This is a genomic window from Marinomonas rhizomae, from assembly GCF_003315485.1.
GTDB lineage: Bacteria > Pseudomonadota > Gammaproteobacteria > Pseudomonadales > Marinomonadaceae > Marinomonas > Marinomonas rhizomae.
The window spans coordinates 271594-298409 of sequence record NZ_QNSE01000004.1 but is presented as its reverse complement, the minus strand read 5'-3'; the positions used below and the strand labels follow the sequence as shown (position 1 = coordinate 298409).

The window sequence follows — 26816 nt, the reverse complement described above, 5'->3', positions numbered from 1 at the left end:
AGAAGCTTTAATAAGACTTTTACCCTGCAGGAATAACAAGCTTTTGACCAATCCAAATAACATCATTATTTAACTTGTTCGCTTGACGCAAAATAGACAAAGACACCTGATTTCGACGAGCAATTTCGGACAAAGTGTCTCCCTTACTCACTGTATAAACATAATCAGAATGCTGCTTCTGCTTCCATGCAACCAAGGTTCCATCAGGAGCATTTTTAGTAAAGTATTCAATCACTCCCTTTGAAATTGAACCTGCTAACTTGACACGATATGTCCTACTGGACAAATTTTTGGCTTCCGTTTTATTTGAAACAAAGCCAGTCTCAACCAATATAGAAGGAATATCAGGTGATTTCAGTACAACAAAGCCAGCTTGCTGAACAGTGTTTTTATGCAAAACAGCAACCCCCTTCATCTCACCCAAAACACTCTTACCAATATTAAGGCTCATTTGAATAGTAGAGTTCATCGACATATCCAACAAAACCTCTGCAAGCAGCTGGTCTTTATCATCCAGTGAAATCCCCCCCACTAAATCGGCAGAGTTTTCTTGCTGAGCCAACCAACGCCCCATCTCGGAACTTTTGCCACTTAATGACAAAGCCCAAACAGAAGCTCCTCGGGCGCTGGATTTCGTAAACGCATCCGCGTGGATGGATATCATCAAATCTGCATTAGCCTCACGAGCCACTCGGGAACGATCCCTCAGCTGAAGGTATTTGTCTGTTGAACGAGTTAACACCGCTTTAAAGCCGTCAACCGCATTGATGCGGCGAGCCAACTCTTTACCAATAGAAAGCACTATGTCTTTTTCTCGCACGTTGTATTTCCCCAAGGCTCCGGGATCTTTACCTCCGTGACCTGGGTCAATTGCAATCACTATATCGCGCTTCTCTTTTGAAAGGCTTGCTAAGCTCTTAACAATAGTGGCAGGCTTTCTTGCTCCATACTCCAGCTCAACCAGTATCCTAGGGCCATAAGTACCATTTGCAGCTAAAACAGTACTTTTTGCCTTAGCCGCCTGACCTAAATCAAGCACAAAACGAACACCAGAATCCCGACGCGCATAACGCACCCGCATTAGCACATCAGAAGATAATGCAGATAACCCATTAACAACGGAGGCATTTAAATCAACACCGCTAATATCTAAAACAATGCGATCAGGGTTTGAAAGAGGGAAAATACGGTGCTCCGCAGTGTCAGAAAGTTCAAACACCAAGCGCGTCACACCCTCTTGTTGAGCAACACGAATATCTCGAACTTCGGCAGCCAACGCACTACACGCTGCCAAAGACAGGATTAAATTAATAAAAATAAAAAGGTAAGTACGAAATTTAGTATGCATATCAGACAGCTAGCTAGTATATCTGACACACTATAACTGCTGATTAAATGGATCTCAATCTTACTTATAGTAAAGTCTTCTATACATCAAGAAGTTATCCCCCTCTTAAAGCACTTAAAGCCATATCACCCTTTTCTGTATTGGCCCTTAAAGACACATGGCGCCCTTGACGAATCAAGCTTAGCGACACAACTAAATCCGCTTCAGGCAGCACGCCTTGCCCCATTTCAGCCCACTCAATCAAGCACACCCCAGCATCGGTGAAATAGTCGCGAACGCCTATGAATTCAAGCTCTTCAGCATCCGCCACGCGATACAAATCAAAATGAAACACCTCAAAACCAGCCAACTCATAAGGCTCAACAATAGTATAAGTAGGGCTTTTTACCGGTCCTTGATACCCCAAACCTCGCAAAACCCCCCTTACTAGGGTTGTTTTACCCATACCGAGATCACCCTCCAAATACACAACCGCGCCTGATTTCAGCACAGACGAGAAAGTTGCACCAAAATTCTCCATCGCCTCTTCGCCATACACTTCTTTTTCTATTTGCATTAACTTTTAACCCTTTTTTTCAACTCGACATAGAGCAAACACAAGCTTATAGACATACTATTTATAACAATTCTAATACAGAAGCCTTTTGAAACAAGCACCAATAACTCATAATAGATCAACCAACCTTCCTACCCACAAAAATAATCACTCAGTAAAGGATCTATATGGACTGGCTTTTCCTCTCACTCATTGCCATTGCCGTTTTTATCACTGGCATATCTAAAGGTGGCTTTTCAGGAGCATTTGGCATTCTCGCCGTTCCGCTTATCTCCCTACAAACCTCGCCAACACTTGCCGCCGCTATCATGCTCCCAATCCTCTGCACCATGGACCTATTTACCGTGCAAAAGTTCTGGAACAAGTGGAACTCAAAACAACTTATAAAATGCATTCCAGCCGCAATTATTGGCGTAATTATTGGCGGACTCACTGCTTCATGGTTTTCTGCAGAATGGTTAAAGGTAATGGTCGGGGTTATTGCTGTAGGCTTCACATTGAACTCATGGCCAAAAAAAAGCCAAACATCGCCACAAAAACCACTTAGCTCCCTTGCCGGGAAGCTTTGGTGCGCACTTGGCGGCTTCACAAGCTTTATCGCCCACGCCGGCGGACCACCAATGAGCGTTTATTTAATAAGAGCAAACCTAGACAAAACTCAATATGTTGCGACGGCGGCTGTTATTTTTACGGCCATCAATTATGTAAAACTCATTCCATACGGAATGCTTGGACAACTAAACAGTTCGAACATACTTCTGTCGCTTTGCTTTACACCTGTTGCCTTTTTAGGTGTTCAACTCGGCGCATGGCTACACTACAAAATATCTACTGGACTGTTTTTCAAAGTCATGTACAGCTTTCTTTTCCTAACAGGATTAAAGCTGATATGGGATGGCGTGACAGGGCTAAGCTAGCTAGCAAAAGAACGACTTAAAAAATGAATTGGCGAACAGCAATCAGACTGCAACTCGCCCATTCATAAAAATAACGTCAACAATTTAAGCGCTATCACTCAAACCAAACATAGTCTTACGATAATGCTTCAACTCGCCAATAGACTCTAAAATATCATCCATTGCCAGATGCGAACCCGCTTTAGAAAAACCCTCTAACGCCTCTGGCTTCCAACGCCTTGCCAGCTCTTTAACCGTACTAACATCTAGGTAGCGATAGTGAAAAAAAGCCTCCAACGTAGGCATGTAGCGATATAAAAAACGGCGATCTTGCCCAACACTGTTACCACATATGGGCGACTTACCTGGCGGAACATACTGAGCCAAAAACTTAACTGTCTCTTCTTCCGCTTGCACCATACTGATAGTCGAAGACAAGACTCTTGCCGTCAACCCAGAATCACCATGATGCCGAGTACACCATTCATCCATCGCATCCATCACGGCTTTTTCTTGGTGAATAGCAAGACTCGGCCCTTTAGCCAACACATTCAAATGTTTGTCTGTAACAACAGTAGCAATTTCAATAATAGTGTCGGTTTCTGGATCTAATCCTGTCATTTCAAGATCGATCCACACTAAATTCTCTTCATTTAAGCTCATAATCTTCCAAGTCCTTTATTATCAATGCCAAGCATTATACTCTATGCGCCTTACTTTATGACCAGACGAATCAAATGTCGAAGCGAAAACTTACTAAACAACAAACTTGGCGAATCGAAAGAATTCACAAAGAGCGCGTTGAACGCACTCAAAAACGAGGCGATGCCGCCGAAGAACTCCTTCAGTCATCTGATCTCGGACCTGAAACTGAAGGCATTATTATTTCCCACTTCGGCACACAGGTCGAAGTGGAAGGCACTCAAGAGCCTTTTATTGGCATATCCACGCGCTGTAATTTGCGCGCCAACCTAGGCCAACTTGTGACGGGCGACAAAGTTGTCTGGCGCCCAAAACAAAATGAAGGCGGTGTCGTCGTTGCAACCACACCAAGACACACCTCACTGTCTCGCCCAGACATGCACGGCAGAATAAAGCCAGTTGCCGCAAACATAGACCACATTATCGTTGTTATTGCTGCAGAGCCAGTTGCTCACGCTAACCTTATAGATCGTTACCTAGTCGCTGCCGAAACTGTAGGCATACCGCCAGTCATCTTACTTAACAAATGCGACCTCATTGACGACAGTAATAAAGCGGACCTAGATCAGCTATTAAAAACTTATGAAGACCTAAATTACAAAATCATCAAAACTTCCATAAAAAACCAAGCTGGCATGGAGTCGCTGTATGACTTCTTACAAGACAAAACAAGTGTCTTTGTTGGGCAGTCAGGTGTGGGGAAATCCTCTCTTATTGGCACCTTACTACCTGACATAGACATTAGCGTGGGCGAGCTTTCACAGAAACGCAAAAAAGGCGTGCACACCACCACGACAGCTCGACTATTCCACATGCCTAAAGGCGGAGACCTTATCGACTCTCCAGGGATCCGTGAGTTTGGCTTGTGGCATATTTCAGAGGATGAGTTACTAAATGGCTTTGTCGAGTTTCGACCACATATTGGCTACTGTAGATTCCGCGACTGTGCTCATGAAAAAGAACCAGGGTGCGCCATCCTAGAAGCTCTAGAAAAGGGTGAAATTACCGAGCACCGCTTCCAAAGCTTCTTAAGGATCAAACACTCAATACGTGAAAACCAAGCCTTCTAGAACACCGTTTCTGGTGTTATTTTTAAGTCAGATTGCTGACCAGGATTACCAAAACTTCTACGATTCTGGTCAAGCAATTTTTTATAGGCATCATCGGTTAATAATGTAATGCTGATGCGTCTATTTTCCGCACTCTCGGTATCAAAACGGTTATAAGGAATTGTGTCAGCTAACCCTATCACCTGAGCAATTCGCCTATCCTCAACACCACCTTCTTCCAATATGTGTCGTGCAGCATTAGCTCTTAGAGCAGATAAATCCCAATTATCAACTCGACCAGCGCCACCAAACTTAGATGAGTCCGTGTGTCCAGTAATCACAATAGGGTTAGTCACTTTATTAAATATTGGCGACATACTCAGCAAAGTATTTTCGATATCAGGCATCATTCGCGCACTACCGCGCTCAAACATAGGCTTATCAGGGTCATCCAATAGAGTAATGCGCACACCCAGTGGCGTAATCTCAATACGCATATTCTTTTGTTGCGAAAGCAAAGTATTCATCTTACTCATTTCTTCCTGCAGCATATTGCTAATACTCTTTGATTCTGCCGAATCAGGACCATTTCCTAATTGAGTCTCTCGTGCCTGTATATCCGTACTACCTGGCTCTGGTAGCTGCAGATCCAATTTTTTTTCGTCACTCTTTGCCGGACTCCCTCCCAAATCGATGGGGTTCGCACTATAACCAGCGGTAGAAGCCCCCATCGGGTCTTGAAAGTACCCTTCTATACTTCTCAGCTCTTCAGGAGAAGCCACGCTCAAGATCCACAAAACCATAAAAAGCGCCATCATAGCCAAGGCAAAATCCGCCAGCGCTATTTTCCAAGCACCACCATGATGACCACTTTTTTTAACCTTTTTAACTCGGCGAATTACCAACCCATTTGAACCTAGGGCCATCCAACACTCTCCTTAATCTGGCACGATGCCCCCGCATTAACGGTATTGCTTAAGACCATCTGACAATTCAATAAAGCTCGGGCGCATTTCTGGAGGAAGTAGCTTGCGGCCAGTCTCTACAGCCACAGGAGGCGCATAACCAGACACGATAGAATTCAAACATGCTTTAATACACAAATACGCTTTTAGTTCATGGTTACCTAAGCTTTCTAAATGCGACGCCGCAGGCCCAACAAAGCCATAACCAAAAAAGATCCCCAAAAACGTCCCTACCAAAGCAGCAGCCACATGCGCGCCAATTTCTTCGATCGGCCCACCAATAGACCCCATCGTAATAACAATTCCCAAAACCGCCGCAACAATACCGAAACCAGGCAACCCCTCAGCCACACGAATTAAGGCATGACTTGGTGCAACCAACTCTTCCTGTATTTGCTCAATTTCATTATCCATAATGGCTTCTATTTCATAAGCTGGCAGCCCCGTCAAAGTGAAAATTCGATAATTATCTGTTAAAAAATTTACCACTTCATGATCTCGAACCACATCAGGAAAACGGTTAAATAATTCACTAGTAAAAGGAGATTCAATATCGTCTTCAATGGATAAAAAACCTTCCTGACGACTTTTTTGAAACAAGCAATACATTAATCCCAGTAATTGCAGATAGAACTTTTTATTATGCCGACTACCCGAAATAACTTGAGGCAGCATGGTCAAAACTTTCTTTTGCACGACAAAAGGGTTCGCCACCATAAAAGCCCCTAAAGCAGCACCACAAATAATAACCACCTCGAAAGGCTGCCATAATGCCAACATATTCCCATGTGATGCTAAATAGCCAGACACGACACTAACAATAACCACTAGCAAGCCAGCTAATGCAAACATATTCACTTCCTTAATACCGACAAAGTATGCTCCGATCTCAATATACAGTATGATTAATGAGATCTAAAATATAAGAGCATTTAAAAACTCAACAACCGGGCCACTAATGTAACCAGCTATGAAAGACAAGTCACCTTCTGGCCTAAATGAATGGCTACATTTTCTTAAAAATAAAAAGTTTCCTGTTAGAGCAGTTAATTTAGCTCGCCTAAAAACCCAAATCAAAAGACCAGATGACACTCTTGATGGCATGCAAGCGAATATTGCTTCAGATCCATTATTGGCTTTTGCGATTTTAAACGAAGCCAATCGCATCGTACCGAATAAGAACAGCGAAATAAAAACACCTTTTCACGCTGCGGCCATGGTGGGCATGAATGGCATCGCCAAGTTATTCCCACACTTTATCTCCTATGAAACCAAAGACAGACAAAAACAACCTCATTTGATGGCATTCTTAAGAGAACTACAAACCAGTTACGAAGCCGCAACCATAGCTAGACACTGGTCAATAGAAAAACTAACCAGCCGTGAAGATGACTTATTCTGGATAACTTTATTTAGAGATGCTGCAAGATGGCTATTGTGGTATTACGCCTACCCAGCTATGCAAGCCATTAATCAAAAAGTCCAACAAGGTGAGAAATCCAGCCAAGCTGAATTAAATATTTTAGGTTGCCGCATAGATGAGTTAACTGTCCATTTGTGTAATCACTGGAACACGCCAAACAAAGTCATTGAATCTTTTTTAACCAAACACATACCAAATACAAAAGAACTACAAGCACTGGCTCATCTAGCACACCACCCAGACGAACTACCGCGCTTTGCAGAAGATAAACGACTAACTATTCTAGTAAACAATCCACTTATTTTTTCGTATTGTGCAAACAAGGTTGCCCATGAAGCAAACTTAATGCGATGGGATTCCAAAAACCTACCTTTCTTCTACCGCGTCGTTGCGACTGTAATGCATCGCCGAATTGGAGAAATAATCCAAACCACCCACCTCGCAAGCACCGAAGCTGCCAAACTCTATAACACTGGAGGGAAACCCCCTCTAGCACTACAACTACTTGATCCAGATTTATACACTAAAAACGCGAAAGCAAACCCCAAGACAGCTCTACCGCCTCTTGCAGAGTTAAAAAAAATACTCAGTCAAAGCAAAAAATATGATGTGAAGCAAAAAGCAGGATTGGCACTAAAAACCATCAAGCAAGCCATACCCAACGCACAGCACAGCATCATTTTTAAGCATGCAAGCGACAAAACTTCTCCAATATTTCAATTTGGCTACAACATAGACGTCATTAAATCGATTCGATGGAGCTCGCCATCAAGTGTATTTAAAAAGTTATGCTACAAACGCTCAGCCACTCACATATATGGACAAAAGCTTGATAATCTACTGAAAGATTTCCCACACACATCAGACCAAATAATAGACAAAGACAGCCACCTCATTTTGGCATCTACACAAATATCAAGCCAAGAAACCCTTATATTCTGGCTAGAAACTCGTACAGAATTTAATGAGAAAGATTATAAAAACCTAAAACAAATCGTGTCTTTAATCAGCCACAGCACACTATAAACTCACTTACATCAGGACAATTAACGTGACTAAAGATCAACTTTTTGCCTTTGCACAACATATTACCCCGCAAAAAACATTATCTCGCGCTATCGGCAAAATAGCAGAGTGCGAAAACAAATGGGTAAAAAACACCTTTATCAGCCAATTCGTCAAAAAATACCAAGTAGACATGTCTGAGGCGGTCAATAGCGACGAATTGTCTTACCGCAATTTTAACGACTTTTTCACTCGCGCAATCCGCCCAGAACTTCGCCCTATCTGCAATGACGACAAAGGTATCGCCTGCCCAGCCGATGGCGCAGTCAGTCAGCTAGGCAACATAGAGCATGGCACACTATTTCAAGCCAAAGGCCATCACTACAGTCTAACGACCCTTTTAGGTGGTGACGCCTCTCTATCCAACCAATTCCTTGGCGGCTCTTTCGCTACGGTTTACCTATCCCCAAAAGACTATCATCGCGTTCATATGCCACTGACAGGCAAACTAACTAAAATGATACATATTCCAGGCAAATTGTTCTCGGTAAACAAAGTAACAGCAGAGCAAATTCCTAATGTCTTCGCTCGTAACGAGCGTACTGTCTGCCTATTCGAGACAGAAGCAGGCCCAATGGCCATTATTTTAGTTGGCGCCATGATTGTTGCTAGCATCGAAACCGTGTGGGCAGGACAAGTAACCCCTTTCAACAAAAATGTTGTCACCTGGGATTACAAAGAGCTCAACGATATTGAGATCAAAAAAGGCGAAGAAATGGGACGCTTCAAACTGGGATCGACCGCAATCCTTTTATTTGGCAAAGATGCAGTCAATTGGGAAGAATCTCTACAAGCAGAAACCCCTACGAAAATGGGCATGCATTTCGGCAAAGTTGCTGACCAGTAACGACAACCAGGCTGCCATACCGAAAAAGCCTACTAAAATTAGGCTTTTTCGCGCAACAGCACACACCCAAGAACGCGAACTACATCTCTGATTGAATGGCAGGAACAATATTTTGGCTCACCATATCATGCAACAAATCACGATAACCCGTCTTACCAGAAGGCAAGTATTCATTAGATGTAATCGCGACAGTCAAGTCTAGCTCAGGTAAAACATAAATCATCTGCCCACCGTACCCCCAACCATAGTAACCTTGAACACCAGCAAAGGTTTGAATAAACCACCCATAACCATATTTCCCGCGATGAAACCGAGATTGCGTCTTTGGTTGCCAGCTTTTCTCTATCCAGTCTTTAGAAAATATACGGCGACCTTTTTCAGTTACCCCACCACGACGGTACAATTCGCCAAAAGCCAACAATGAAGCTGGAGTCATGCCAACTTGATTCCCTCCCATCGGAATACCCTGCGGATCGACCTCCCAGCTCTGTATACGAACACCAGATCCTTTAAACCACCGATTTGCTAGCTGATAAGTATGCTGCCCACTCTGGCGCATGATAATGGCTGACAAAATATGCGTACTACCTGTTGAATACTGCATATTGCCGCCAACAGCCTCTACAAAGGGCCTTGATAACGCCTCTTTAACCCAATTATCACTTGATACCCAGCGCCCATAATATCTACCAGAGGTTCGCTCCAGCCCTGCCTGCATGGAAAGCAAATGCCCAATAGTAATATCGCTTAAACGAGGGTCCGGATCTCCAGGAAATTGGTCAGCCAATATAGAAACGACAGACTGCTCAACTCCCTTAATAACACCTCGCTCAATTGCCATACCAACAATAGCCGACATGAGTGACTTAGAGGCTGACTTGATATTCGCAACAGCATCAATATTTGCTTTGTTATAAGCCTTCGACCACACAAGCTTACCCTTGTGAGCAACTTGAACCGTTTTAATATTGGAAAAGCCTCGCGCTGTTTTATCCATTGCCGTTAAATCCACCGCATCAGCTTGAACACTAACAAATAAAAACAATGAACTAAGCAATAAAGTACGCATATTCAATGACTCACCTTAATTTCAAATTAACGACCCAAATCTGACTAACACAATACGCCCCACAACAACTATAAATACCAACTCAAATAGAGCAAACAAAAAAGCCTGCACGAAGCAGGCTCTTTTATTGAAAACATTAACTTAACCGTTAAGGCAAGTCGTCTTCCAACTCTTCTTTCGGCGTTGGAATTAAATCTTCTCTTGTAACCTTCATAGCCAACAGTAAATTTGCCGCCACAAAAATAGAAGAATAAGTACCAATCACAATACCTACCAACAAAGCCATAGAGAAATTATGAATTGCCTCACCGCCAGCAACAAACAATACAACCAATACAAATAAGGTTGTTAATGAAGTAATTAATGTACGGCCAAGCGTTTGGTTAATAGACTCATTAACCAAATCATACGGCGTTGTATCACGCATAATACGAAAATTCTCACGAATTCGGTCACATACAACTATCGTATCGTTCAAGGAATAACCAACCACCGCCAGCAATGCCGCGAGAACAGTCAGGTCAAACTCCACTTCAAAGATAGAAAAGAAGCCTAACGTAATAATTACGTCGTGAACCAAAGCCGCAACAGACGCAACAGAGAATTTAAATTGGAAGCGCACCGCCACATAAATCATCACGATTGCCAAGGCAAGCAACATACCCAAGCCGCCCTGCTCACGTAACTCTTCACCAACTTGTGCACCAACAAATTCAGATCGCTGAAGAGTAACATCAGTCGCACCGTGATTTTGAAGCGTAACCAATACCTCATCACCCAGTGTCGCCGTATAAGAATTCGCCATACGAACTACAACATCAGTAGGCGAACCAAAGTTCTGCACAACAACATCATCATAGCCATTTTCACCCAACAGCGTACGAACATCGTCTAACTGTGGAGCTTCTTTATATTCCACCTCAATCAATGTCCCACCGGTGAAATCTAAGCCGAACTGCAACCCTTTTGTAGCCAAAGAGCCCAGAGAAATCAGTATCAGCGCAAGCGAAAAGACAGCTACGATTTTACGCATTGCCATAAACGGAATATTTGTCACTTTCATGGCATTCTCCTAAATGTACAGTTTCTTATTTTTACGACCACCATACACAAGATTAACCTGTGCACGAGTTACAACAATTGCCGTAAACATAGAAGTCAGAATACCCAGCGACAACGTCACTGCGAAACCTTTAACAGGGCCCGTTCCTACCGCAAACAAAATCACAGCCACCAATAAGGTCGTGATGTTAGCGTCAAAAATAGTTGTAAACGCGCGATTAAAGCCTGAATGAATCGCCTGCTGACTCGGCACACCACTCGCCAACTCCTCTTTTATTCGAGAGAAAATCAACACATTGGCATCCACCGCCATCCCCATCGTCAAAACAATACCAGCAATACCTGGCAAGGTTAACGTGGCCGAAAGCAAGGACATACACGCCATCAGCAAGATGATATTAAGCGCCAAGGAGACATTGGCAAAAATCCCAAACACCTTGTAATAAACCAGCATAAACAACATAACAACCAGCAAACCAATTTGTGCAGAGCTGACACCTAATTTAATGTTTTCAGCCCCTAAACTAGGCCCTATAGTGCGCTCTTCAACAAAGTAGATCGGCGCAGCCAAAGCCCCAGCACGAAGCAACAAAGCCAACTCAGAAGACTCACGAGGACTGTCTAGACCTGTTATACGAAATGAGTTACCAAGCGTTGTCTGAATCGTCGCCAAAGAAATAATGCCTTTCTCGCTGTAGCTGCGACGCACTTCTTCCATTTTTCCGTCTTTTTCGACAAAACGACTGCGAGACTTATGCTCAATGAAAACAACTGCCATGTTACGGCCAACAGCAGAACGAGTAACCTTACTCATTTGCTTGCCACCCTTGGCATCTAAATTAATATTTACCTGCGGACGGCCGTTCTCATCAAAAGAAGAACTAGCATCAGAAACACTGTCACCAGTAATGATAAGGTCTCGCTCTAAGCGAGCCGTACGGCCACTGCCATCACGGAAAGATAAGGTCTCAATATCCGCACCCTTATCATCCAAACCTGCTTCCAAATGGAACTCAAGGTTAGCAGTTGCACCGATAATACGTTTCGCTGCAGCGGTATCCTGTACACCAGGCAATTCAACAACAATTCGATTGCTACCCTGACGCTGCACCAAAGGTTCAGCAACACCAAGCTCATTTACACGATTTCGTAGTGTTGTTAAGTTTTGCTGCAATGCATAAGATTCAATTTCTTTCTTAGCTGCCTCAGTAAAACTCACATCTAAAAAGAAATCACCATCCTCCTCATGAGTAGCGTAACGATACTCAGAAAAGTCTTTCTCCAGCAAGGCCTCAGCCAAAGCTAAATCGGCTTGCTGCAGAAAACGGATGGAAAGTACACCATCTTCAATATCAACACTGCGGTAACGCACTCGATCCGATCGCAACGCCGCCTTCATTTCACTTGAACTCACTTCAAGCTTTTGCTTCAACGCAGCTGGGGTATCCACTTCCAATAAAAAATGCACACCACCACGTAAATCAAGGCCCAACTTAGCAGGACCAGCCCCTAAAGAAGACAACCACTCTGGCGTCGTAGGCACTAGGTTAAGCGCGGTTACATAGTCATCACCCAATGCTGCAGCCACAACTGGCTTAGCAGCAAGTTGGTCCTCACCGCTGTTAAAGCGCAAGGTACCGCCAGCAGAGGTAAGCTCTGCTTCTTTTAAATCTATATTCGCTTTTGAAAGCGCATTTTTCGCTTTTTGCAGAGCCTGCTCGTCAACAACAGCAGTCGCTTTTTGGGTAGATAGTTGTAGCGCTGGATCATCCGGATAAAGGTTTGGGAAGGCATACAGTAGCCCCAAAGCCAAAACAAGAAGAATTAGCAAATACTTCCACAAGGGATACTTGTTAAGCATGAAAATTCCTTTACACCTAAAAAATTAAATGGATCGATAAAGAAGAAAAGCGCCTATCTAGGCGCTTTTCATAGAAGGTTAAATTGACTTTAACGTTCCCTTAGGCAAAACAGCAGCAACTGAAGATTTTTGAAATTTCATTTCAATGCCTTCAGATACTTCAAGTACTACATAGTTATCGTCTACTTTAGACACTTTACCCAGTACACCACCGCCAGTAACCACCTCAGTGCCTTTCGCTAGAGATGCAATCAAGTTTTTATGCTCTTTTGCACGTTTCGCTTGCGGGCGCCACATAAGGAAGTAAAAAATGACAACGAAGCCAGCAAGAAGTACTAGGTTAAAGATACCTGCATCTGCTGGTGCGCCGCCTTCAGCATAAGCTGGTGAGATCAATGCGATCATGGTGTTAACTCTCCAATGGTTTATGAAACTGTTGCCAACCCTTTTGTAAAGGAATTCGCATAATTTTGTTTATTATTCACTCAAAGCTGGCGTTTCTAGGCCTCGCTTTGCATAAAACTCATCAACAAAGGCGTCAAATCTACCTTCATCGAGCGCCTTACGCAATCCCGCCATGAGTGTTTGGTAATATCGTAGGTTATGAATCGTATTTAATTGCGCCCCTACCATTTCTTGACACTTATCCAAGTGATGTAGATAAGACCGAGAAAAGTTTTTACAAGTGTAACAATCACATTCTTTATCTAATGGACCAACATCATGACGATACTGAGCATTACGAATACGAACCACACCATCAGATGTAAACAAATGACCGTTACGAGCATTACGTGTTGGCATCACACAATCGAACATATCAACACCACGACGAACACCTTCAACCAAATCTTCTGGTTTACCAACTCCCATCAAGTAACGTGGCTTGTCTTCAGGCATCTTCGGTGTTGTGTGATCCAGCACCTTCATCATTTCGTCTTTAGGCTCACCCACAGACAATCCGCCAATCGCATAGCCATCAAAACCAATATCCACCAGACCTTCTAGAGACTCGTCTCGAAGGTTTTCGTACATACTACCTTGAATAATACCAAACAAAGCCGACGGACTATCACCGTGCTCGTCCTTGGAGCGCTGCGCCCAACGCAAACTCATGCGCATGGATTTAGCAGCCACTTCAGGCGTCGCCGGGTATGGTGTACATTCGTCAAAAATCATCACAATATCAGAACCAAGGTCTCGCTGAACCTGCATAGATATTTCAGGACTCAAAAAGACTTTAGAACCATTAATTGGCGATCGAAAACTCACTCCCTCTTCAGTGATCTTGCGCATCTCGCCAAGAGAAAACACTTGAAAACCACCCGAGTCGGTCAAAATAGGTTTTTTCCACTGAGTAAAGTCATGCAAATCGCCATGAGCCTTCACCACATCAGTCCCTGGGCGCAACCAAAGGTGGAAGGTATTACCCAAGATGATATCCGCGCCGATTTCTTCGATATCTTTGGTTAACATCCCTTTCACTGTACCGTAAGTACCAACGGGCATAAAAGCGGGCGTTTCAACCTTCCCACGTGGAAACGTCAGAGTCGCACGACGTGCCTTTCCTGACGTAGTGTGAAGTTCAAAATCCATAAAACATTCTGGACGTTTATCAGACATACGTCTTATTCCTCACCTTGCGGGCCTTTAGCCTGCGAATTTCGTGTAATAAACATGGCATCACCATAACTAAAAAATCTGTACTGTTGCTCAACGGCAGCTTTATAGGCGGCCATCACATGGTCATAACCGGCAAAAGCACTAATAAGCATAATCAATGTAGACTCTGGCAAATGGAAATTTGTCACCAAAGCATCTACTGTTTTAAATTCATAACCTGGATAAATAAAAATACTGGTGTCATCCTGCATCGGCGCTATTTCACCGCTTTGACTTGCAGACTCAAGACTACGCACACTGGTTGTACCAACCGCAATCACTCGTCCACCACGCGCTTTTGTCGCTTTTACTTGCTCAACCACACTAGGCTCAACTTCTACATATTCGGCATGCATAATGTGGTCTTTGACATTTTCGACTTTCATCGGCTGAAAGGTTCCAGCACCAACGTGCAAGGTAACAAATGCAGTTTCAACACCTTTTATTTTTAGCTTTTCCAGCAAAGCCTCATCAAAATGCAAACCCGCTGTTGGCGCTGCCACCGCGCCCGGCTTCTCGTTATAAACCGTCTGATAACGCTCTTGATCGCTGTCTTCATCTGGGCGCTCAATATAAGGCGGCAACGGCATATGCCCTACTCGCGTTAACACATCCAAAACAGGCTCATTAAAAACAAGGTGGAATAATGCACCAGAGCGGCCAATCATAGTCGCTTCAATTGACTCCCCTTTATCTTGCCCTAGAATCAATCTACTGTTTTCTTTTGGCGACTTACTCGCACGAACATGAGCCATCGCTTCATTCGCATTAATAACCCGCTCAACCAGTATCTCAACCTTCCCGCCAGATTCTTTTTGCCCAAACACACGAGCAGGAATCACTCGAGTGTTGTTAAACACCATCAAGTCACCTGGCTGAACCAAGTCCAACACATCAGGAAATTGACGATGAACGACTTCACCACTAGGACCATCAAGATGCAGCAAGCGACTGGCAGTTCTATCTGGCATAGGGTAATTGGCGATCAATGAATCAGGTAAATCAAAGTGATAATCAGAAACGAGCATGAAAAGAAAGCTACCTAGAAAAAACGACCCAGTATTCTAGCGAAAATCCACTCAAAAAGGTACTTCCAAGCCACCAGTTGTTAAAAAGATAAAAAATAATCTGCACTGCCGTTGACATATCTTATAAATACCCTAGAATACGCCTCACCTTTTTCAAGGCCAGTGTGGTGGAATTGGTAGACACGACGGATTCAAAATCCGTTGCCTTCGGGTGTGGCGGTTCGAGTCCGCCTACTGGTACCATTTAGATGAAGCCCTAGCTATTTTTAGCTAGGGCTTTGTTGTTTCTAGAGCACTGCAAACCACTCCTTCAAAGTTCAACCCATTAAGCATGGGTAAAATACCAGACAACATTACCCAATAGCATTACCCCAAATTTAACGCATTTTAAGTCATCCGAAGACTGTAGAAAAACTACATCCTTAACGATTTTTAATCACGCGCAAAACCTTTTCGCAATGACTACAATACAAAACCGTACTAGCCGCTTTCTAAATTGGAGAAAATTTATGCTGAAAAGCTACGCCGCCTTACTCGCTTTGGGTGTCATTTGGGGGTCGAATTTTATTTTCATGAAATGGTCTACTTTACTCATCACACCAGCCCAAACCGTTTTACTACGAGTTCTATGCGGCTTCATTCCTCTGTTTTTGATTGCACTGTATACAAAGGCCCTACGCAGGGATCAATTTAAGCATCTTCTGCATTTCGCCGTTATGTCGGTACTGGCCACCACATTTTATTATTACGGTTTTGTAGCCGGCACAGCCTTACTTCCCACCAGTGTCGCTGGTCTTTTAAGCGGCTCTATTCCAATCTTTACCTTTATATGCGCTTTCCTTTTTTTAAGAAAAGACCGCCCAACAAAGCAAATGTTAATCGGGGTTATTCTTGGATTTTTAGGCATCATCGTCAGCGCTCGTCCATGGGAAAATGTTGCAGGGGTGAATTTGATGGGAGTGATCTGGATGATAGCGGGGACAACCAGTTTAGGCGTGTCATTTGTCTATGCTCAGCGCCTTTTATCCCCTCATAAAATTCCACCCCTAGCCTTAGCTACATGGCAAACAGGTTTCGCCTCATTAACCTTATTGACTCTCACTGACTTTACAGGCATTTCTGAGATAATGTCGAACACACAAACGGTCTTGGGTGTGGTGATCGGTCTTGGATTACTCGGTACTGGAGGGGCTTTTTTTCTCTATTACTATGCGATAGAAAAACTGGGATCTGTGAAAGCGTCTGGCGCAACCTATATCGCACCTGTCGTTGCGGTAATTATTGGCGCCATTGTAGGAGAGGAAATACACCCATTGCTATTCATCGCATTGGCCTTAATCCTAACGGGTGTGATCCTTATCCAGACAGGAGCAAAGAAGCCAACCAGCTTATCAACCAAAGAACAACCAACCAACTAATACAAAGCGGTTAATCAATCTTTGATTAACCGCAACAGGGTATTCTGACCTATTTCGACGCAAACTCATCCAGACACCATTGCCAAACTGAGCTTACGGCAACAGATGCCTGCAAACCTTTCTTTTTCACCAAAAAGTAATCTGGCTTAATGGAAAATGAGTGATCCAATAAGGGCACCAATCGACCCAGTTCAAGCTCTTGAGCAACAAAGGCTCGACATGCCAACGCGACACCTTGACCTGCTAAGGCGGCATCAATGACTAACGAGGTTTGATTAAACTTAGCGCCCGCAAGCTTTTCGGTAGACTGAAGCACAGCAGGCCAATGATTATGTGCATCATGCAACAATGGGAATTGTTGCAACGCCTCTAGCGAGAGTGGCGTGCTCTGCCCTTTTAATAAAAGCGGACTTGCTACCACAACAAGCTCCTGAGGAAATAAAGGCTCCGCCTGCAAACTGGAGGGAAAAGGCGCACAACTTAACCGAACAGCAATATCAATTTGATCCACATCAAAATCCGAAATGGACTCAGTCGCCACGGTTTTTAGTTCAATATCAGGAAACAATGCATTCAATGCCCCAAGACGAGGGATGAGTAATTTTGCCGCGAACGTTGGCGTGACGCTGATAGTCACTGTATTAGAATGCTCGACCATCAAAGACGTCGCTTCTCCCATGACATCAAACGCTCTCGTCATACTTGCAAGATAAACAATGCCCTTTGGAGTAAGCGCCAAACCACGCGGCAAACGTTGAAACAGCAAAACACCCAAATGCTCTTCAAGAGAGCGCACTTGCTGAGCAACAGCCCCCTGTGTCACACCGAGCTCTTCTGCCGCGCGACGAAAACTTAGGCAACGCCCAGCCACCTCAAATGCTCGAAGTGAATTCAATGTAGGAAGCTTTCTACGTGGCAACATAATGTCTTAACCTTAGCGTTTTTATCTATCATAGCGTTATATTGACAGACTAAACATTCTCAAACGATTCTAATGAAATCAAAATCATGTTTTATGGATCGAAAATACCGCCATGGTCTTTCGAACGATAAGCAAGACTGGTATAGTCCCCTCGATATTTTCGGTGAGGTTTTGAAGTATTTCGCTGAAGTTCTACTATAAAATCATTTCGAGCACAGCAATATGAATCGCCGTAAAAAAATCAAAGACATATATGACAAACGCATGAAGCAGGCCAACTTAAAGGTGAACCCTAAAAAAGCCAAGCCTAAATACATTTCCAAAGCTGAGCGCGCAAAAATGGAAGCAGAAGCGGCGGCAAACGCAGAGGTTGACGCAACAGACACAAGTGAAAAAACAGACGCTTAAAACCGCGCCCTAAAATGCCAGTCTCCGTCTTTCATATCATTACTGATCGACTGGCAAATATCTCCATCTATCAAATCACTGTCCGTATCATACAATCCACACCTACTTACAGCTTGCTTTTTATTAATATTCAAGCCTAAATATTCATAGACGACTCGCGCACAACATGGCGCTCTTTCACCACTTCCTGACACCCCTAAACGCAAACCAGTTAATCTTTCGACACGATTCTGAAAGGAAGGGTAAAGAATCGTCTGCGTCATCTCCACATGAGTTTGGCTTTCATAGTCAATCAAGAACAAACGATCCGACAACAACTGCACCACGCCATTATAAACACCATGAAAAGATTTTTTCGTGCTGCGAGGGTTAAGCCGCTCAGTACGCTGGTAGTAAGTTTTGTCACCTTGAGACTCTATATGCACCAGGGTGCGTAAAATCTTCCCAGGACAAGTCATTGACAAATAATATTCAAAATAATAACCACAGTACTTCGCCAAACCATGCTGACCAGATTGGTTCAGTTGATTAAACTGCTGTTGTTCAGGCGTAAGCCTTTTCACATCCTCACTCTGACGAATCGGGCGCGCCTGCACTAACTTAACAAATTGTTCGTGTGGTAACGTCATTTCGGTCGGCTCAACACCAAAAAATTCACCAATGCGCCGCTGGGTGCTACTACTCGGTACTGTTGTCCCATTGAGATAACGATTAAATTGCGCACGATTGATATTTAATCGTCGACAAACATCTGCTACCGATTTGTAGTAGCTACATAATAACTGTAAGTTATCTGCAAAATCTTGAGCCACAATTCCCCCCACCTAACGAACCAAAGTTACACACCTGAAGTGTAATAAATCCACCTTACAAAAACACGCAAAAAATGATGCCAGTTGATGCTAGTTAAGCACCAACTAGCATCATAAAGCACCTTTTTACGAACTGCCTTTTCTAGCATTTTTTCGTTCCAATTAGCCTCTTAGTCCTTCAACGAAACTAAATAATAAATCTAAAAATTAGGAGTTTATATAAATGCTATCTCTTCTCACCGATTTACTTTGGAGTAAGATTCTTATCGCGGTATTAATCGGTATCGGGATCTGGTTTACCCTTGCAACCCGTTTTGTACAATTTCGATATTTTGGCAACATGTTTGGCATCCTTACTGCAAAACACCATGAAGCTGATGGAAAACATTTAAGCTCATTCCAAGCCTTGATCTTATCTGTGGCGGGTCGTGTTGGCGGAGGTAACATTGCCGGCGTTGCCGTTGCTATTACGATTGGTGGTCCTGGCGCAATTTTCTGGATGTGGGTTGTTGGCCTAATGGGCATGGCAACCAGTTTTGTCGAATGCATGCTTGCGCAAACCTACAAAGCAGCAGAAAAAGATGGCACTTTCCGCGGTGGCCCAGCATTTTATATTGAGCGAGGTCTTGGCAAAAACTGGAAGTGGCTATCTGTACTCTACTCCATCTTGCTATTAGCAACCTTTGGTATCGCCTTCACAACCTTGCAATCTTATTCTGTTGCTACGTCATTAGAAGACGCATTTGGCATCCAGCCTTACTACAGTGGTATTGGCATGGCACTCATTGTTGGCTTGATTATTTTTGGTGGCGTCAAACGTATCGCACAAGTCGCTGAAGTGCTGGTTCCTGTTATGGCTGGCGGTTATTTGCTAATCGCCCTTATCGTTCTTGCAATGAATTTAGAAGCGATTCCAGACACACTGCTGATGATAGTAAAAAGTGCGTTCGGTTTAGAGCCTGCGTTTGGTGGTGGTATTGGTGCCGCTATATTGATGGGGGTAAAACGTGGTCTATTTTCTAACGAAGCAGGGCTTGGTAGTGCGCCAAATGTAGCTGCGGTTGCCTACATTCCCCACCCAGCAAACCAAGGTATTGTTCAAGCTTTCTCTGTATTTATCGATACCATCGTATTGTGTACCTGTACGGCCCTAATCATTCTTCTTGGCAGCGCTTATGACCCTAGCAGCACAGACACGGTTCAAGGCGTCGCTCTAACTCAAGCATCATTAGCCACTCACATGGGTGACTATGGTCGCATGTTCGTCAGTATTGCTCTGCTGCTATTTGGTTTCAGTACTATTTTGTACAACTACTACTTAGGTGAAAACAGCGTTAGTTATCTAACTAAATCAGACAATCATGGTTTTTACATGAATGCCTTCCGCGTCATCATCATCTGCCTATGCTGTACGGGCGCTATTCTTGATCTGGGCACCGTATTCGCCTTTGCGGATTTGAGCATGGGCTTATTGGCATTGGTTAACTTATTTGCTCTTGCCCTACTTTTCAAAGTCGCCAAGCGTGTCATGACGGATTTTGATGATCAACGCAAGCAAGGCAAAAAAATGCCAACGTTTGAAGCAAACCGCTTCGTCGATTTGAATCTAGACCAAGAGTCTTGGCCTAATAATGAACAGCCCAACAACGAAAAAAACTACCAATAACCTAACTTAGATAACACCTCACCGTGATCCGGTGAGGTGTCAGGAAGAATATAATGAATACTCGCTCTGAATACGATTTACTTGGCAATATGGACGTCCCTGCTGATGCACTTTACGGCATACAGACATTACGTGCGGCTCAGAACTTTTCAATTACTGGCGTTCCGATTTCACATTTTCCTGAATTGATCAAAGCCTTGGCAATGGTAAAAGCGGCTGCCGCTCGAACCAACCAAGAAATGAAACTACTAACAACTGAAAAAGCCGACGCCATTGTCTATGCCTGCCAAGATTTGATCCAAGGTCAATATCATGATCAATTCATTGTCGATGTTATTCAAGGTGGCGCCGGCACTTCAACGAATATGAACGCTAACGAAGTTATTGCCAATATTGCTCTAACAAAATTGGGGCATGAGAAAGGCGACTACAAACGCCTTCACCCAAATGACGACGTAAACCGTTCACAATCCACTAACGACGCTTATCCAACAGCCGCATGCCTAGGTATTCAGTTTGCAGCGGATAGCTTTATTCCAAGCCTCACATCCTTAAAAGAAGCGCTAGAAACAAAAGCGCACGAATTTTCACACATCGTAAAAATGGGCCGCACACAGCTTCAAGACGCCGTACCAATGACATTAGGCCAAGAATTTGACGCATTTGCCGTTACCCTTGGCGAAGACATTGATCGCATCCATGAGGCTTGTGCACTACTTTGCGAGGTTAACCTTGGTGGTACCGCAATCGGGACAGGCATCAACACGCCTGAAGGTTACGCCAAATTGGTTGTAGAAAAGCTAGCAACCATCTCGACGAAACCACTTGTACCCGCTAGCAACTTAGTCGAAGCGACCTCTGACATGGGCGCATTCGTGTTTTTCTCAGGAATATTGAAACGCCTTGCAATTAAGCTAAGCAAGATGAGCAACGACTTGCGCCTACTATCAAGTGGACCGCGTACCGGTTTAGGTGAAATCAACCTCCCACCCATGCAGCCAGGCTCGTCCATTATGCCAGGCAAGGTAAACCCGGTAATTCCAGAAGCAATGAACCAAACGGCTTATCAAGTCATCGCCTCAGACCTTGCAGTAACATTAGCGGCTGAAGCCGGTCAATTACAATTAAACGCCATGGAACCTATGATCATTTATAACGTGCTAAATTCGTTAAAAATGCTCAAAGAAGCCTGCCAAATGCTAGAAACTCGCTGCATACGTGGCATCACTGCAAATGAAGATATATGTGCAGGCCATGTTGAAAACAGCATAGGCATTATTACCGCACTGGTTCCACATATTGGCTATGCAAATGCCTCACGTATTGCCAACGCAGCATTACACACAGGAAACACAGTAAAAGCCATCGTCATAGCAGAAAACTTACTGACAGAAGAACAGGTGAATATATTGCTAAGCCCACAATCCATGCTTTCTCCTAGTAAGGTTACACTATGAGCGCACAAGTACTCATCTTATACACGGGTGGCACCATAGGTATGGTTCAAACAGAGCAGGGCTTAGCTCCTGCTTCTGGTTTACAAGAACGCATAGAAATGGCGTTAGGGGCGAGTATCAATACCCTTCCTTCTTTTGAAGTGTTGGAAATTTCACCGTTAATAGACAGTGCTAATATCACGCCAAAACACTGGACTAAGCTTGTTTCCATTCTCAATGTTCATTGGCAAGATTATGATGGTTTTGTGATTCTCCATGGTACCGACACCATGGCGTATACAGCGTCTGCCTTATCTTTTATGCTCGGAGCTTGCGCTAAAAACATCATTCTGACTGGCTCGCAAATTCCGTTAGGAATGAGTCGTAGCGATGCGACCTCCAACTTACAAGCCGCATTATCACTAGCAACTACCCATAGAATAACCGATGTAAGTCTGGTTTTTGATGGCAAACTGATGCGCGGAAATCGCATCCAAAAAATCAGCAGTGGTCGGTTTGAAGCTTTTCACACACCGAATGATGATTTGCTGGGTGAGCTGGCTATTGGTCTGCAACTTTACCCAAATCGCATGATTAAAAGCGATGATGAAACCGCAACAATCTTACTTGAAAAGCACATAGCTTGCTTTAAAACAGGTGCGGTTGGTGTCATAACTCTACATCCAGGTCAGCCTGCCACAATTTACCAAAGCCTTCTGGACGATGATGATTGTAAAGCAATTGTACTGCTTACCTATGGTGCAGGTAATGTGCCCGATCAAAACCCTGCATTTTTATCCTTTTTAACAGAGGCCATGTTACGCAAAAAAAACATCGTTAATTTGACACAATGTCTGCACGGTGGCGTGTCTCAAGGCGCATACGCGGCAGGCTCTATCTTATCATCAATGAATGTATTGAGCGGAAGAGATATGACATTAGAAGCCGCGTTCTGCAAGCTCCATTGGCTGATTGCCACGGGGGAAAACTATTACGGTATTCTTGAAAAATGGAATACGAATTATTGTGGTGAATTCACTCTTCAATAATACGTTACGCCTGCATAGAACCAGAATGGACTCAGCTCTGAATTCATTCTGGTTAATCCAGTCACCTATTTTACGTGAGAAACTAGGTGGGGTCACTCCACACTGCCCATTCATTACCACACGGATCGAGGAAGTGAAAACGCCGACCACCAGGAAAGTCAAAAATCACTTGTTCAATCGTTCCTCCCGCCTCTTTCACTTTCTCAAATACGGCTTCGAGTTCATTACTATACAAAACGATCAAGGCTGCGCCATTTTGTGGTCTTGAACAGAAGTTCGCTTGAAAAAAACCGCCGTCTAAGCCTGCATTTTCAAAAGCTGAATATTCTGGGCCATAATCTTTAAACCCCCAACCAAACACCTGACTGAAAAAGGTTTTATTTAACGCCAAATCACGTGCAGGCAATTCAACATAATTAATCTTATTAGATTCCATATCTCTCTCACTTAATTGTCGATGTCACGACCAACATAACGCTAATCAGGATCATGACGCCACCAACCCACTGTTGCTTTGTCATTTTTTCTGCAAAGCGTACTTTTGAATAATACAAGGTTCCGATTATTTCAATTTGCCCTAGGGTTTTTACCAAGGCAGGATTGACCAAAGCAAACCCCGTAAACCAACCGATTGACCCCATAGAGCTCAAAATCCCTACTTTGAAACTGAGAGCAAATTCATGCTTAAAAGGCGCCAGAATATCTTTGCTTTTATAAATTTGAAGACCACACAAAATAATAGACTGCAGCGCCAAAACATACCAAAGTGTAACCCCTGCACTGGTAATAATAGAGCCCGATAAAGAGTGACTGGCTATCGATGCCATAACAGAAGCGATAGCAAAACATAAACCGCTAGCTAACCCAAGCACAAGAGAAATATCTTTATGAGCCTGTCGAATGTTTTGCCATTTAACGCTCATCACAATAGCTCCCAGCACCCCAAAAGCAATGCCAATCCATGCTCCCACCGTCAAAGTATAATGCAGCAAAGGCAAACCAATTAGGGCAACTAAAACCGCCTCTGTTTTAGATAACAAGATACCCAATGCAAAACTGCCTGATTGAAATGTACGCAACATAAAATACGTCGCCATGATCTGAGCAATCGCACACACACTCGCAGCGACAACAAAGACTAATTTTTTTTCGAAAGATACCCAACCAAATATTTGCCAACACATAACAAGGTACACACTAACCAATGGCAAACCGTATAGTGAACGTGACATAGTGGCATGCAATAGCCCTGTTTCATGGGCCAGAGTATTTTGATACGCCGTTCGAGCCGACTGACACGCTGCAGCGAACAAAGTAATAAAGATCCACATACCAACGCCTTATATTGCAATTTGAAAGCGCTAGCATGAGGTTAAGAAATGTATTTGTAAAAGGAATAAATCTTATATTTAGGATTCCATAAAGGAATGACTTATGACACAGCGTCACAGGCTTCAGCAAACTGCCTAGTTAGCTCAAAAGCCGATATTTCTTTGCAACCTGACACATTCTGACCACTCCACAAGGAAGAAAAATCATCCGAACCATGCTGCTCTGCTAAGGCTTTCAATTGCGCCATTTCCATTGATGCATAAGGAAACTCGGGGACATTTTCATTCATGTAACCAAGATCTTTCATAATACGATTAGCGATACCTCTTGCAGGTCGCCCAGTAAAAACATTAGTTAAAGCGGTATGACTCGCCCTCTGGCTTTTCAAAGCTGCGCGATGCAGAGCCGATGTTTTCACTTCATCACACAATAAATAAGATGTGCCTATTTGTACCGCCGACGCCCCAAGAGCCAAAGCACTATTAATGCTACGGGCATCACTTATGCCACCAGCAGCAATAACAGGAACATCAACCCGATCAACAATTTGAGGCAAGAGTGAAACTAGCCCAACTTGCGTAGAAATATTTTTCGAAAGAAACATTCCTCGATGCCCACCTGCCTCAAGACCCTGCGCGATAACACCATCCACGCCGTTTTCTTCTAGCCAAAGGGCCTCTTCTACGGTTGTCGCAGAAGACAGCACCTTAGTTCCCCAGCGCTTGATACGCGCAAGCAACTCAGCATCTGGTAAACCAAAATGAAAACTAATCACCGGTGGAACAAAACCTTCTATCGCATCCGCGACATCATGACTGAAAGGCATACGGGAAGAAGCTTTTATGGTCGCATCATAATGACCGGAAAACTCATCAAAATATGGCTTTAATAACTCTCGCCATTGATGATGCTTTACTTCATTGTATTCTGTCGTGTCATGACAAAAGAAATTTAAGTTATAAGGTTTACTCGTCGAGCCTTTAATCAGAGAAACCTGATTAGCGATATCATTCACACTCAACATCGCACAAGGCAAAGAACCCAAGCCGCCCGCTTCCGACACAGCAATAGCCAAAGCGCTGTCTTGAACACCTGCCATTGGCGCTTGAATAATTGGGTAATCTACACCCAACCAACTACATACACGAGATTGCTTCATACGGCCTCCTTATCCTCTAAAGCCAAGCATTTAAGCCAAGTACTAAAACTTAGCAACAATATCCGACAACGCTTGTTTAACAGCGGCATCTTGAACAACACCATCTTTCATAACATCATAGAAGTTAGGCACACTCAAACTACCAACAACATTGCCTTTGAAAAACGGCATACTATTAACCGCTTGAGCCAGCACACTGCTCGCACCACCAGGGCCAGGCGATGTAGAAAGCACAGCAATTGGTTTATCTTGATAGACGGCTTTTTCAATACGAGATGCCCAATCAAAAATATTTTTATAGGCAGCAGAATAAGAACCATTATGCTCAGCAAATGAAGCAACAATCACATCCGCTTGAGCAATGGCATCAACAAAAGCTTGCGCTTGAGTTGGAACACCAGACTCTTTCTCAATGTCTTCACTAAAAAGCGGCATTTCAAAATCATTAAGATCAAGCAGCGTTACTTCCGCACCTTCAACAAGGTTAGCAGTGTATCCAGCCAATGCTTTATTAATCGACTGACGACTTGAACTAGCACCAAATGCAAGTATTTTCATTTTCGACCCTTTATTTCGTTAATGTTAAAAACGCTACCATAAAGACAGTTTCATATTTTTTTGATACTCCACTGCCTAGAATGACAGCATGAGCATTATTTTTAAACATACTTTTGTACGCTTTGCCATAGTAGGTGGTGTTGGTTTTCTCATCGACCTTACCTGCATGGCGCTACTTTCTATCTGGTTACCACATTTTACCGCTAGAGGCATCGCCTTCTGGGTAGCCGCTAGTTCTAACTGGTGGTGGAATCGCACTATTACATTTAATAAAGCCAATCGGAGCGACACAGACCTAAAAACCGCCACACGCCAATGGATGCAATTTCTCGGCGGTTCAATTGTTGCTTTCATACCTAACTGGGGCTGCTACCTAATACTCATTTCTCAGTCACCAGCAACATCAGACACGATACTGGCTCTTTTATGGCCTTATATAGCAATGGTGCCCGGTATTTTAATTGGCATGATGATCAACTATGTTTTCTCACGTTTTTGGGTGTTTTCTCCCGCCAAGCTATAG

Annotated in this window: 27 protein-coding genes and 1 tRNA gene; 11 read left to right on the top strand and 17 right to left on the bottom strand. The window is 43.6% G+C overall.

Annotation, left to right across the window (positions count from 1 at the left end; genetic code table 11):
• Window positions 1–19: 19 nt before the first annotated feature.
• Both DFP80_RS06545 and tsaE read right to left on the bottom strand, forming a co-directional pair.
• On the bottom strand, window positions 20–1348 hold the full coding sequence (locus DFP80_RS06545; RefSeq protein WP_113916001.1) for an N-acetylmuramoyl-L-alanine amidase: 1329 nt from the start codon (window positions 1346–1348) through the stop codon (window positions 20–22).
• Between the two features lie 94 nt (window positions 1349–1442).
• Window positions 1443–1904 carry a tRNA (adenosine(37)-N6)-threonylcarbamoyltransferase complex ATPase subunit type 1 TsaE gene (gene tsaE / locus DFP80_RS06540; protein ID WP_113916000.1) on the bottom strand — a complete coding sequence of 154 codons (462 nt, stop codon included), beginning with the start codon at window positions 1902–1904 and terminating at the stop codon, window positions 1443–1445.
• A gap of 167 nt (window positions 1905–2071) precedes the next feature.
• On the opposite strand from tsaE, the gene DFP80_RS06535 reads away from it, so the two are divergent.
• Entirely contained in the window at window positions 2072–2821 is a 750-nt protein-coding gene (locus DFP80_RS06535) for a sulfite exporter TauE/SafE family protein (RefSeq protein ID WP_113915999.1), read from the top strand.
• A gap of 84 nt (window positions 2822–2905) precedes the next feature.
• Here the strand turns inward: DFP80_RS06535 and orn are convergent, their stop codons facing one another.
• Complete coding sequence (gene orn, locus DFP80_RS06530) at window positions 2906–3463, bottom strand: oligoribonuclease (protein ID WP_113915998.1); 558 nt, start codon at window positions 3461–3463, stop codon at window positions 2906–2908.
• A gap of 74 nt (window positions 3464–3537) precedes the next feature.
• On the opposite strand from orn, the gene rsgA reads away from it, so the two are divergent.
• Window positions 3538–4572: a small ribosomal subunit biogenesis GTPase RsgA gene (gene rsgA, locus DFP80_RS06525; protein ID WP_113915997.1), complete on the top strand. Its 1035-nt coding sequence runs from the start codon at window positions 3538–3540 to the stop codon at window positions 4570–4572.
• Here the strand turns inward: rsgA and DFP80_RS06520 are convergent.
• Both DFP80_RS06520 and motA read right to left on the bottom strand, forming a co-directional pair.
• Window positions 4569–5477, bottom strand: a complete 909-nt coding sequence (locus DFP80_RS06520) for a flagellar motor protein MotB (protein ID WP_113915996.1) — start codon at window positions 5475–5477, stop codon at window positions 4569–4571. The two genes, rsgA and DFP80_RS06520, sit on opposite strands and share 4 nt — an antisense overlap.
• Before the next feature lie 36 nt (window positions 5478–5513).
• A complete protein-coding gene (gene motA, locus DFP80_RS06515; RefSeq protein ID WP_113915995.1) occupies window positions 5514–6368 on the bottom strand; it encodes a flagellar motor stator protein MotA in 855 nt (284 codons plus the stop codon).
• 118 nt (window positions 6369–6486) lie between these two features.
• Here motA and DFP80_RS06510 point away from each other — a divergent pair, with 118 nt between their 5' ends.
• Both DFP80_RS06510 and asd read left to right on the top strand, forming a co-directional pair.
• Complete coding sequence (locus tag DFP80_RS06510) at window positions 6487–7965, top strand: HDOD domain-containing protein (protein WP_113915994.1); 1479 nt, start codon at window positions 6487–6489, stop codon at window positions 7963–7965.
• A gap of 25 nt (window positions 7966–7990) precedes the next feature.
• A complete protein-coding gene (gene asd, locus DFP80_RS06505) occupies window positions 7991–8851 on the top strand; it encodes an archaetidylserine decarboxylase (RefSeq protein ID WP_113915993.1) in 861 nt (286 codons plus the stop codon).
• Between the two features lie 79 nt (window positions 8852–8930).
• Here asd and DFP80_RS06500 read toward each other — a convergent pair whose 3' ends face one another.
• The 6 genes from DFP80_RS06500 to queA form a co-directional block, all read right to left on the bottom strand.
• Window positions 8931–9920 carry a serine hydrolase domain-containing protein gene (locus tag DFP80_RS06500; RefSeq protein WP_113915992.1) on the bottom strand — a complete coding sequence of 330 codons (990 nt, stop codon included), beginning with the start codon at window positions 9918–9920 and terminating at the stop codon, window positions 8931–8933.
• A gap of 148 nt (window positions 9921–10068) precedes the next feature.
• Complete coding sequence (gene secF, locus DFP80_RS06495) at window positions 10069–10983, bottom strand: protein translocase subunit SecF (RefSeq protein ID WP_113915991.1); 915 nt, start codon at window positions 10981–10983, stop codon at window positions 10069–10071.
• Window positions 10984–10992: 9 nt separating this feature from the next.
• Window positions 10993–12843 carry a protein translocase subunit SecD gene (gene secD / locus DFP80_RS06490; RefSeq protein ID WP_113915990.1) on the bottom strand — a complete coding sequence of 617 codons (1851 nt, stop codon included), beginning with the start codon at window positions 12841–12843 and terminating at the stop codon, window positions 10993–10995.
• A 78-nt stretch (window positions 12844–12921) separates the two neighbouring features.
• A complete protein-coding gene (yajC, locus tag DFP80_RS06485) occupies window positions 12922–13248 on the bottom strand; it encodes a preprotein translocase subunit YajC (protein ID WP_012070335.1) in 327 nt (108 codons plus the stop codon).
• Window positions 13249–13320: 72 nt separating this feature from the next.
• Window positions 13321–14439, bottom strand: a complete 1119-nt coding sequence (gene tgt, locus DFP80_RS06480) for a tRNA guanosine(34) transglycosylase Tgt (protein ID WP_194073856.1) — start codon at window positions 14437–14439, stop codon at window positions 13321–13323.
• A 32-nt stretch (window positions 14440–14471) separates the two neighbouring features.
• Window positions 14472–15533: a tRNA preQ1(34) S-adenosylmethionine ribosyltransferase-isomerase QueA gene (gene queA / locus DFP80_RS06475; RefSeq protein ID WP_113915988.1), complete on the bottom strand. Its 1062-nt coding sequence runs from the start codon at window positions 15531–15533 to the stop codon at window positions 14472–14474.
• Between the two features lie 158 nt (window positions 15534–15691).
• Here queA and DFP80_RS06470 point away from each other — a divergent pair.
• Window positions 15692–15776 (top strand) — tRNA-Leu (locus DFP80_RS06470).
• 266 nt (window positions 15777–16042) lie between these two features.
• A complete protein-coding gene (locus DFP80_RS06465) occupies window positions 16043–16951 on the top strand; it encodes a DMT family transporter (RefSeq protein WP_113915987.1) in 909 nt (302 codons plus the stop codon).
• A 49-nt stretch (window positions 16952–17000) separates the two neighbouring features.
• Here DFP80_RS06465 and DFP80_RS06460 read toward each other — a convergent pair whose 3' ends face one another.
• On the bottom strand, window positions 17001–17873 hold the full coding sequence (locus DFP80_RS06460) for a LysR substrate-binding domain-containing protein (RefSeq protein WP_206610567.1): 873 nt from the start codon (window positions 17871–17873) through the stop codon (window positions 17001–17003).
• 222 nt (window positions 17874–18095) lie between these two features.
• On the opposite strand from DFP80_RS06460, the gene DFP80_RS06455 reads away from it, so the two are divergent.
• A complete protein-coding gene (locus DFP80_RS06455) occupies window positions 18096–18281 on the top strand; it encodes a DUF2986 domain-containing protein (RefSeq protein ID WP_113915985.1) in 186 nt (61 codons plus the stop codon).
• On the opposite strand, the gene DFP80_RS06450 is transcribed toward DFP80_RS06455, so the two are convergent.
• Window positions 18278–19093: a helix-turn-helix domain-containing protein gene (locus tag DFP80_RS06450; RefSeq protein WP_113915984.1), complete on the bottom strand. Its 816-nt coding sequence runs from the start codon at window positions 19091–19093 to the stop codon at window positions 18278–18280. The genes DFP80_RS06455 and DFP80_RS06450 overlap by 4 nt on opposite strands.
• Window positions 19094–19316: 223 nt before the next feature.
• On the opposite strand from DFP80_RS06450, the gene DFP80_RS06445 reads away from it, so the two are divergent.
• From DFP80_RS06445 to DFP80_RS06435, 3 genes are read left to right on the top strand one after another with little or no spacing between them, the layout of a single operon-like run.
• Window positions 19317–20759 carry an alanine/glycine:cation symporter family protein gene (locus DFP80_RS06445; RefSeq protein WP_113915983.1) on the top strand — a complete coding sequence of 481 codons (1443 nt, stop codon included), beginning with the start codon at window positions 19317–19319 and terminating at the stop codon, window positions 20757–20759.
• 53 nt (window positions 20760–20812) lie between these two features.
• Window positions 20813–22216: an aspartate ammonia-lyase gene (locus DFP80_RS06440; RefSeq protein WP_113915982.1), complete on the top strand. Its 1404-nt coding sequence runs from the start codon at window positions 20813–20815 to the stop codon at window positions 22214–22216.
• On the top strand, window positions 22213–23244 hold the full coding sequence (locus DFP80_RS06435) for an asparaginase (RefSeq protein WP_113915981.1): 1032 nt from the start codon (window positions 22213–22215) through the stop codon (window positions 23242–23244). The genes DFP80_RS06440 and DFP80_RS06435 overlap by 4 nt, the downstream gene beginning before the upstream one ends.
• 82 nt (window positions 23245–23326) lie before the next feature.
• Here the strand turns inward: DFP80_RS06435 and DFP80_RS06430 are convergent, their stop codons facing one another.
• From DFP80_RS06430 to DFP80_RS06415, 4 genes are all read right to left on the bottom strand, one after another.
• On the bottom strand, window positions 23327–23680 hold the full coding sequence (locus tag DFP80_RS06430; RefSeq protein WP_113915980.1) for a VOC family protein: 354 nt from the start codon (window positions 23678–23680) through the stop codon (window positions 23327–23329).
• A gap of 7 nt (window positions 23681–23687) precedes the next feature.
• Complete coding sequence (locus DFP80_RS06425; RefSeq protein WP_113915979.1) at window positions 23688–24575, bottom strand: EamA family transporter; 888 nt, start codon at window positions 24573–24575, stop codon at window positions 23688–23690.
• A gap of 101 nt (window positions 24576–24676) precedes the next feature.
• The gene (locus DFP80_RS06420) at window positions 24677–25735 is read right to left on the bottom strand and encodes an NAD(P)H-dependent flavin oxidoreductase (RefSeq protein WP_113915978.1); all 1059 of its coding nucleotides are present in this window, start codon (window positions 25733–25735) and stop codon (window positions 24677–24679) included.
• A gap of 42 nt (window positions 25736–25777) precedes the next feature.
• Window positions 25778–26293 (bottom strand): NADPH-dependent FMN reductase, encoded by a 516-nt coding sequence (locus tag DFP80_RS06415; protein ID WP_113915977.1) that lies wholly within the window; start codon window positions 26291–26293, stop codon window positions 25778–25780.
• 88 nt (window positions 26294–26381) lie between these two features.
• Between DFP80_RS06415 and DFP80_RS06410 the strand changes: the two genes are divergently transcribed.
• Window positions 26382–26816, top strand: coding sequence for a GtrA family protein (locus tag DFP80_RS06410; RefSeq protein WP_113915976.1), 435 nt, complete (start codon window positions 26382–26384; stop codon window positions 26814–26816).

Bases quoted from the DNA above. Each gene is read 5' to 3' on its own strand.
- DFP80_RS06545 (WP_113916001.1), bottom strand. From the start codon at position 1,348: ATGCATACTAAATTTCGTACTTACCTTTTTATTTTTATTAATTTAATC.
- tsaE (WP_113916000.1), bottom strand. From the start codon at position 1,904: ATGCAAATAGAAAAAGAAGTGTATGGCGAAGAGGCGATGGAGAATTTT.
- DFP80_RS06535 (WP_113915999.1), top strand. From the start codon at position 2,072: ATGGACTGGCTTTTCCTCTCACTCATTGCCATTGCCGTTTTTATCACT.
- orn (WP_113915998.1), bottom strand. From the start codon at position 3,463: ATGAGCTTAAATGAAGAGAATTTAGTGTGGATCGATCTTGAAATGACA.
- rsgA (WP_113915997.1), top strand. From the start codon at position 3,538: ATGTCGAAGCGAAAACTTACTAAACAACAAACTTGGCGAATCGAAAGA.
- DFP80_RS06520 (WP_113915996.1), bottom strand. From the start codon at position 5,477: ATGGCCCTAGGTTCAAATGGGTTGGTAATTCGCCGAGTTAAAAAGGTT.
- motA (WP_113915995.1), bottom strand. From the start codon at position 6,368: ATGTTTGCATTAGCTGGCTTGCTAGTGGTTATTGTTAGTGTCGTGTCT.
- DFP80_RS06510 (WP_113915994.1), top strand. From the start codon at position 6,487: ATGAAAGACAAGTCACCTTCTGGCCTAAATGAATGGCTACATTTTCTT.
- DFP80_RS06500 (WP_113915992.1), bottom strand. From the start codon at position 9,920: ATGCGTACTTTATTGCTTAGTTCATTGTTTTTATTTGTTAGTGTTCAA.
- secF (WP_113915991.1), bottom strand. From the start codon at position 10,983: ATGAAAGTGACAAATATTCCGTTTATGGCAATGCGTAAAATCGTAGCT.
- secD (WP_113915990.1), bottom strand. From the start codon at position 12,843: ATGCTTAACAAGTATCCCTTGTGGAAGTATTTGCTAATTCTTCTTGTT.
- yajC (WP_012070335.1), bottom strand. From the start codon at position 13,248: ATGATCGCATTGATCTCACCAGCTTATGCTGAAGGCGGCGCACCAGCA.
- tgt (WP_194073856.1), bottom strand. From the start codon at position 14,439: ATGGATTTTGAACTTCACACTACGTCAGGAAAGGCACGTCGTGCGACT.
- queA (WP_113915988.1), bottom strand. From the start codon at position 15,533: ATGCTCGTTTCTGATTATCACTTTGATTTACCTGATTCATTGATCGCC.
- DFP80_RS06465 (WP_113915987.1), top strand. From the start codon at position 16,043: ATGCTGAAAAGCTACGCCGCCTTACTCGCTTTGGGTGTCATTTGGGGG.
- DFP80_RS06460 (WP_206610567.1), bottom strand. From the start codon at position 17,873: ATGTTGCCACGTAGAAAGCTTCCTACATTGAATTCACTTCGAGCATTT.
- DFP80_RS06455 (WP_113915985.1), top strand. From the start codon at position 18,096: ATGAATCGCCGTAAAAAAATCAAAGACATATATGACAAACGCATGAAG.
- DFP80_RS06445 (WP_113915983.1), top strand. From the start codon at position 19,317: ATGCTATCTCTTCTCACCGATTTACTTTGGAGTAAGATTCTTATCGCG.
- DFP80_RS06440 (WP_113915982.1), top strand. From the start codon at position 20,813: ATGAATACTCGCTCTGAATACGATTTACTTGGCAATATGGACGTCCCT.
- DFP80_RS06435 (WP_113915981.1), top strand. From the start codon at position 22,213: ATGAGCGCACAAGTACTCATCTTATACACGGGTGGCACCATAGGTATG.
- DFP80_RS06430 (WP_113915980.1), bottom strand. From the start codon at position 23,680: ATGGAATCTAATAAGATTAATTATGTTGAATTGCCTGCACGTGATTTG.
- DFP80_RS06425 (WP_113915979.1), bottom strand. From the start codon at position 24,575: ATGTGGATCTTTATTACTTTGTTCGCTGCAGCGTGTCAGTCGGCTCGA.
- DFP80_RS06420 (WP_113915978.1), bottom strand. From the start codon at position 25,735: ATGAAGCAATCTCGTGTATGTAGTTGGTTGGGTGTAGATTACCCAATT.
- DFP80_RS06415 (WP_113915977.1), bottom strand. From the start codon at position 26,293: ATGAAAATACTTGCATTTGGTGCTAGTTCAAGTCGTCAGTCGATTAAT.
- DFP80_RS06410 (WP_113915976.1), top strand. From the start codon at position 26,382: ATGAGCATTATTTTTAAACATACTTTTGTACGCTTTGCCATAGTAGGT.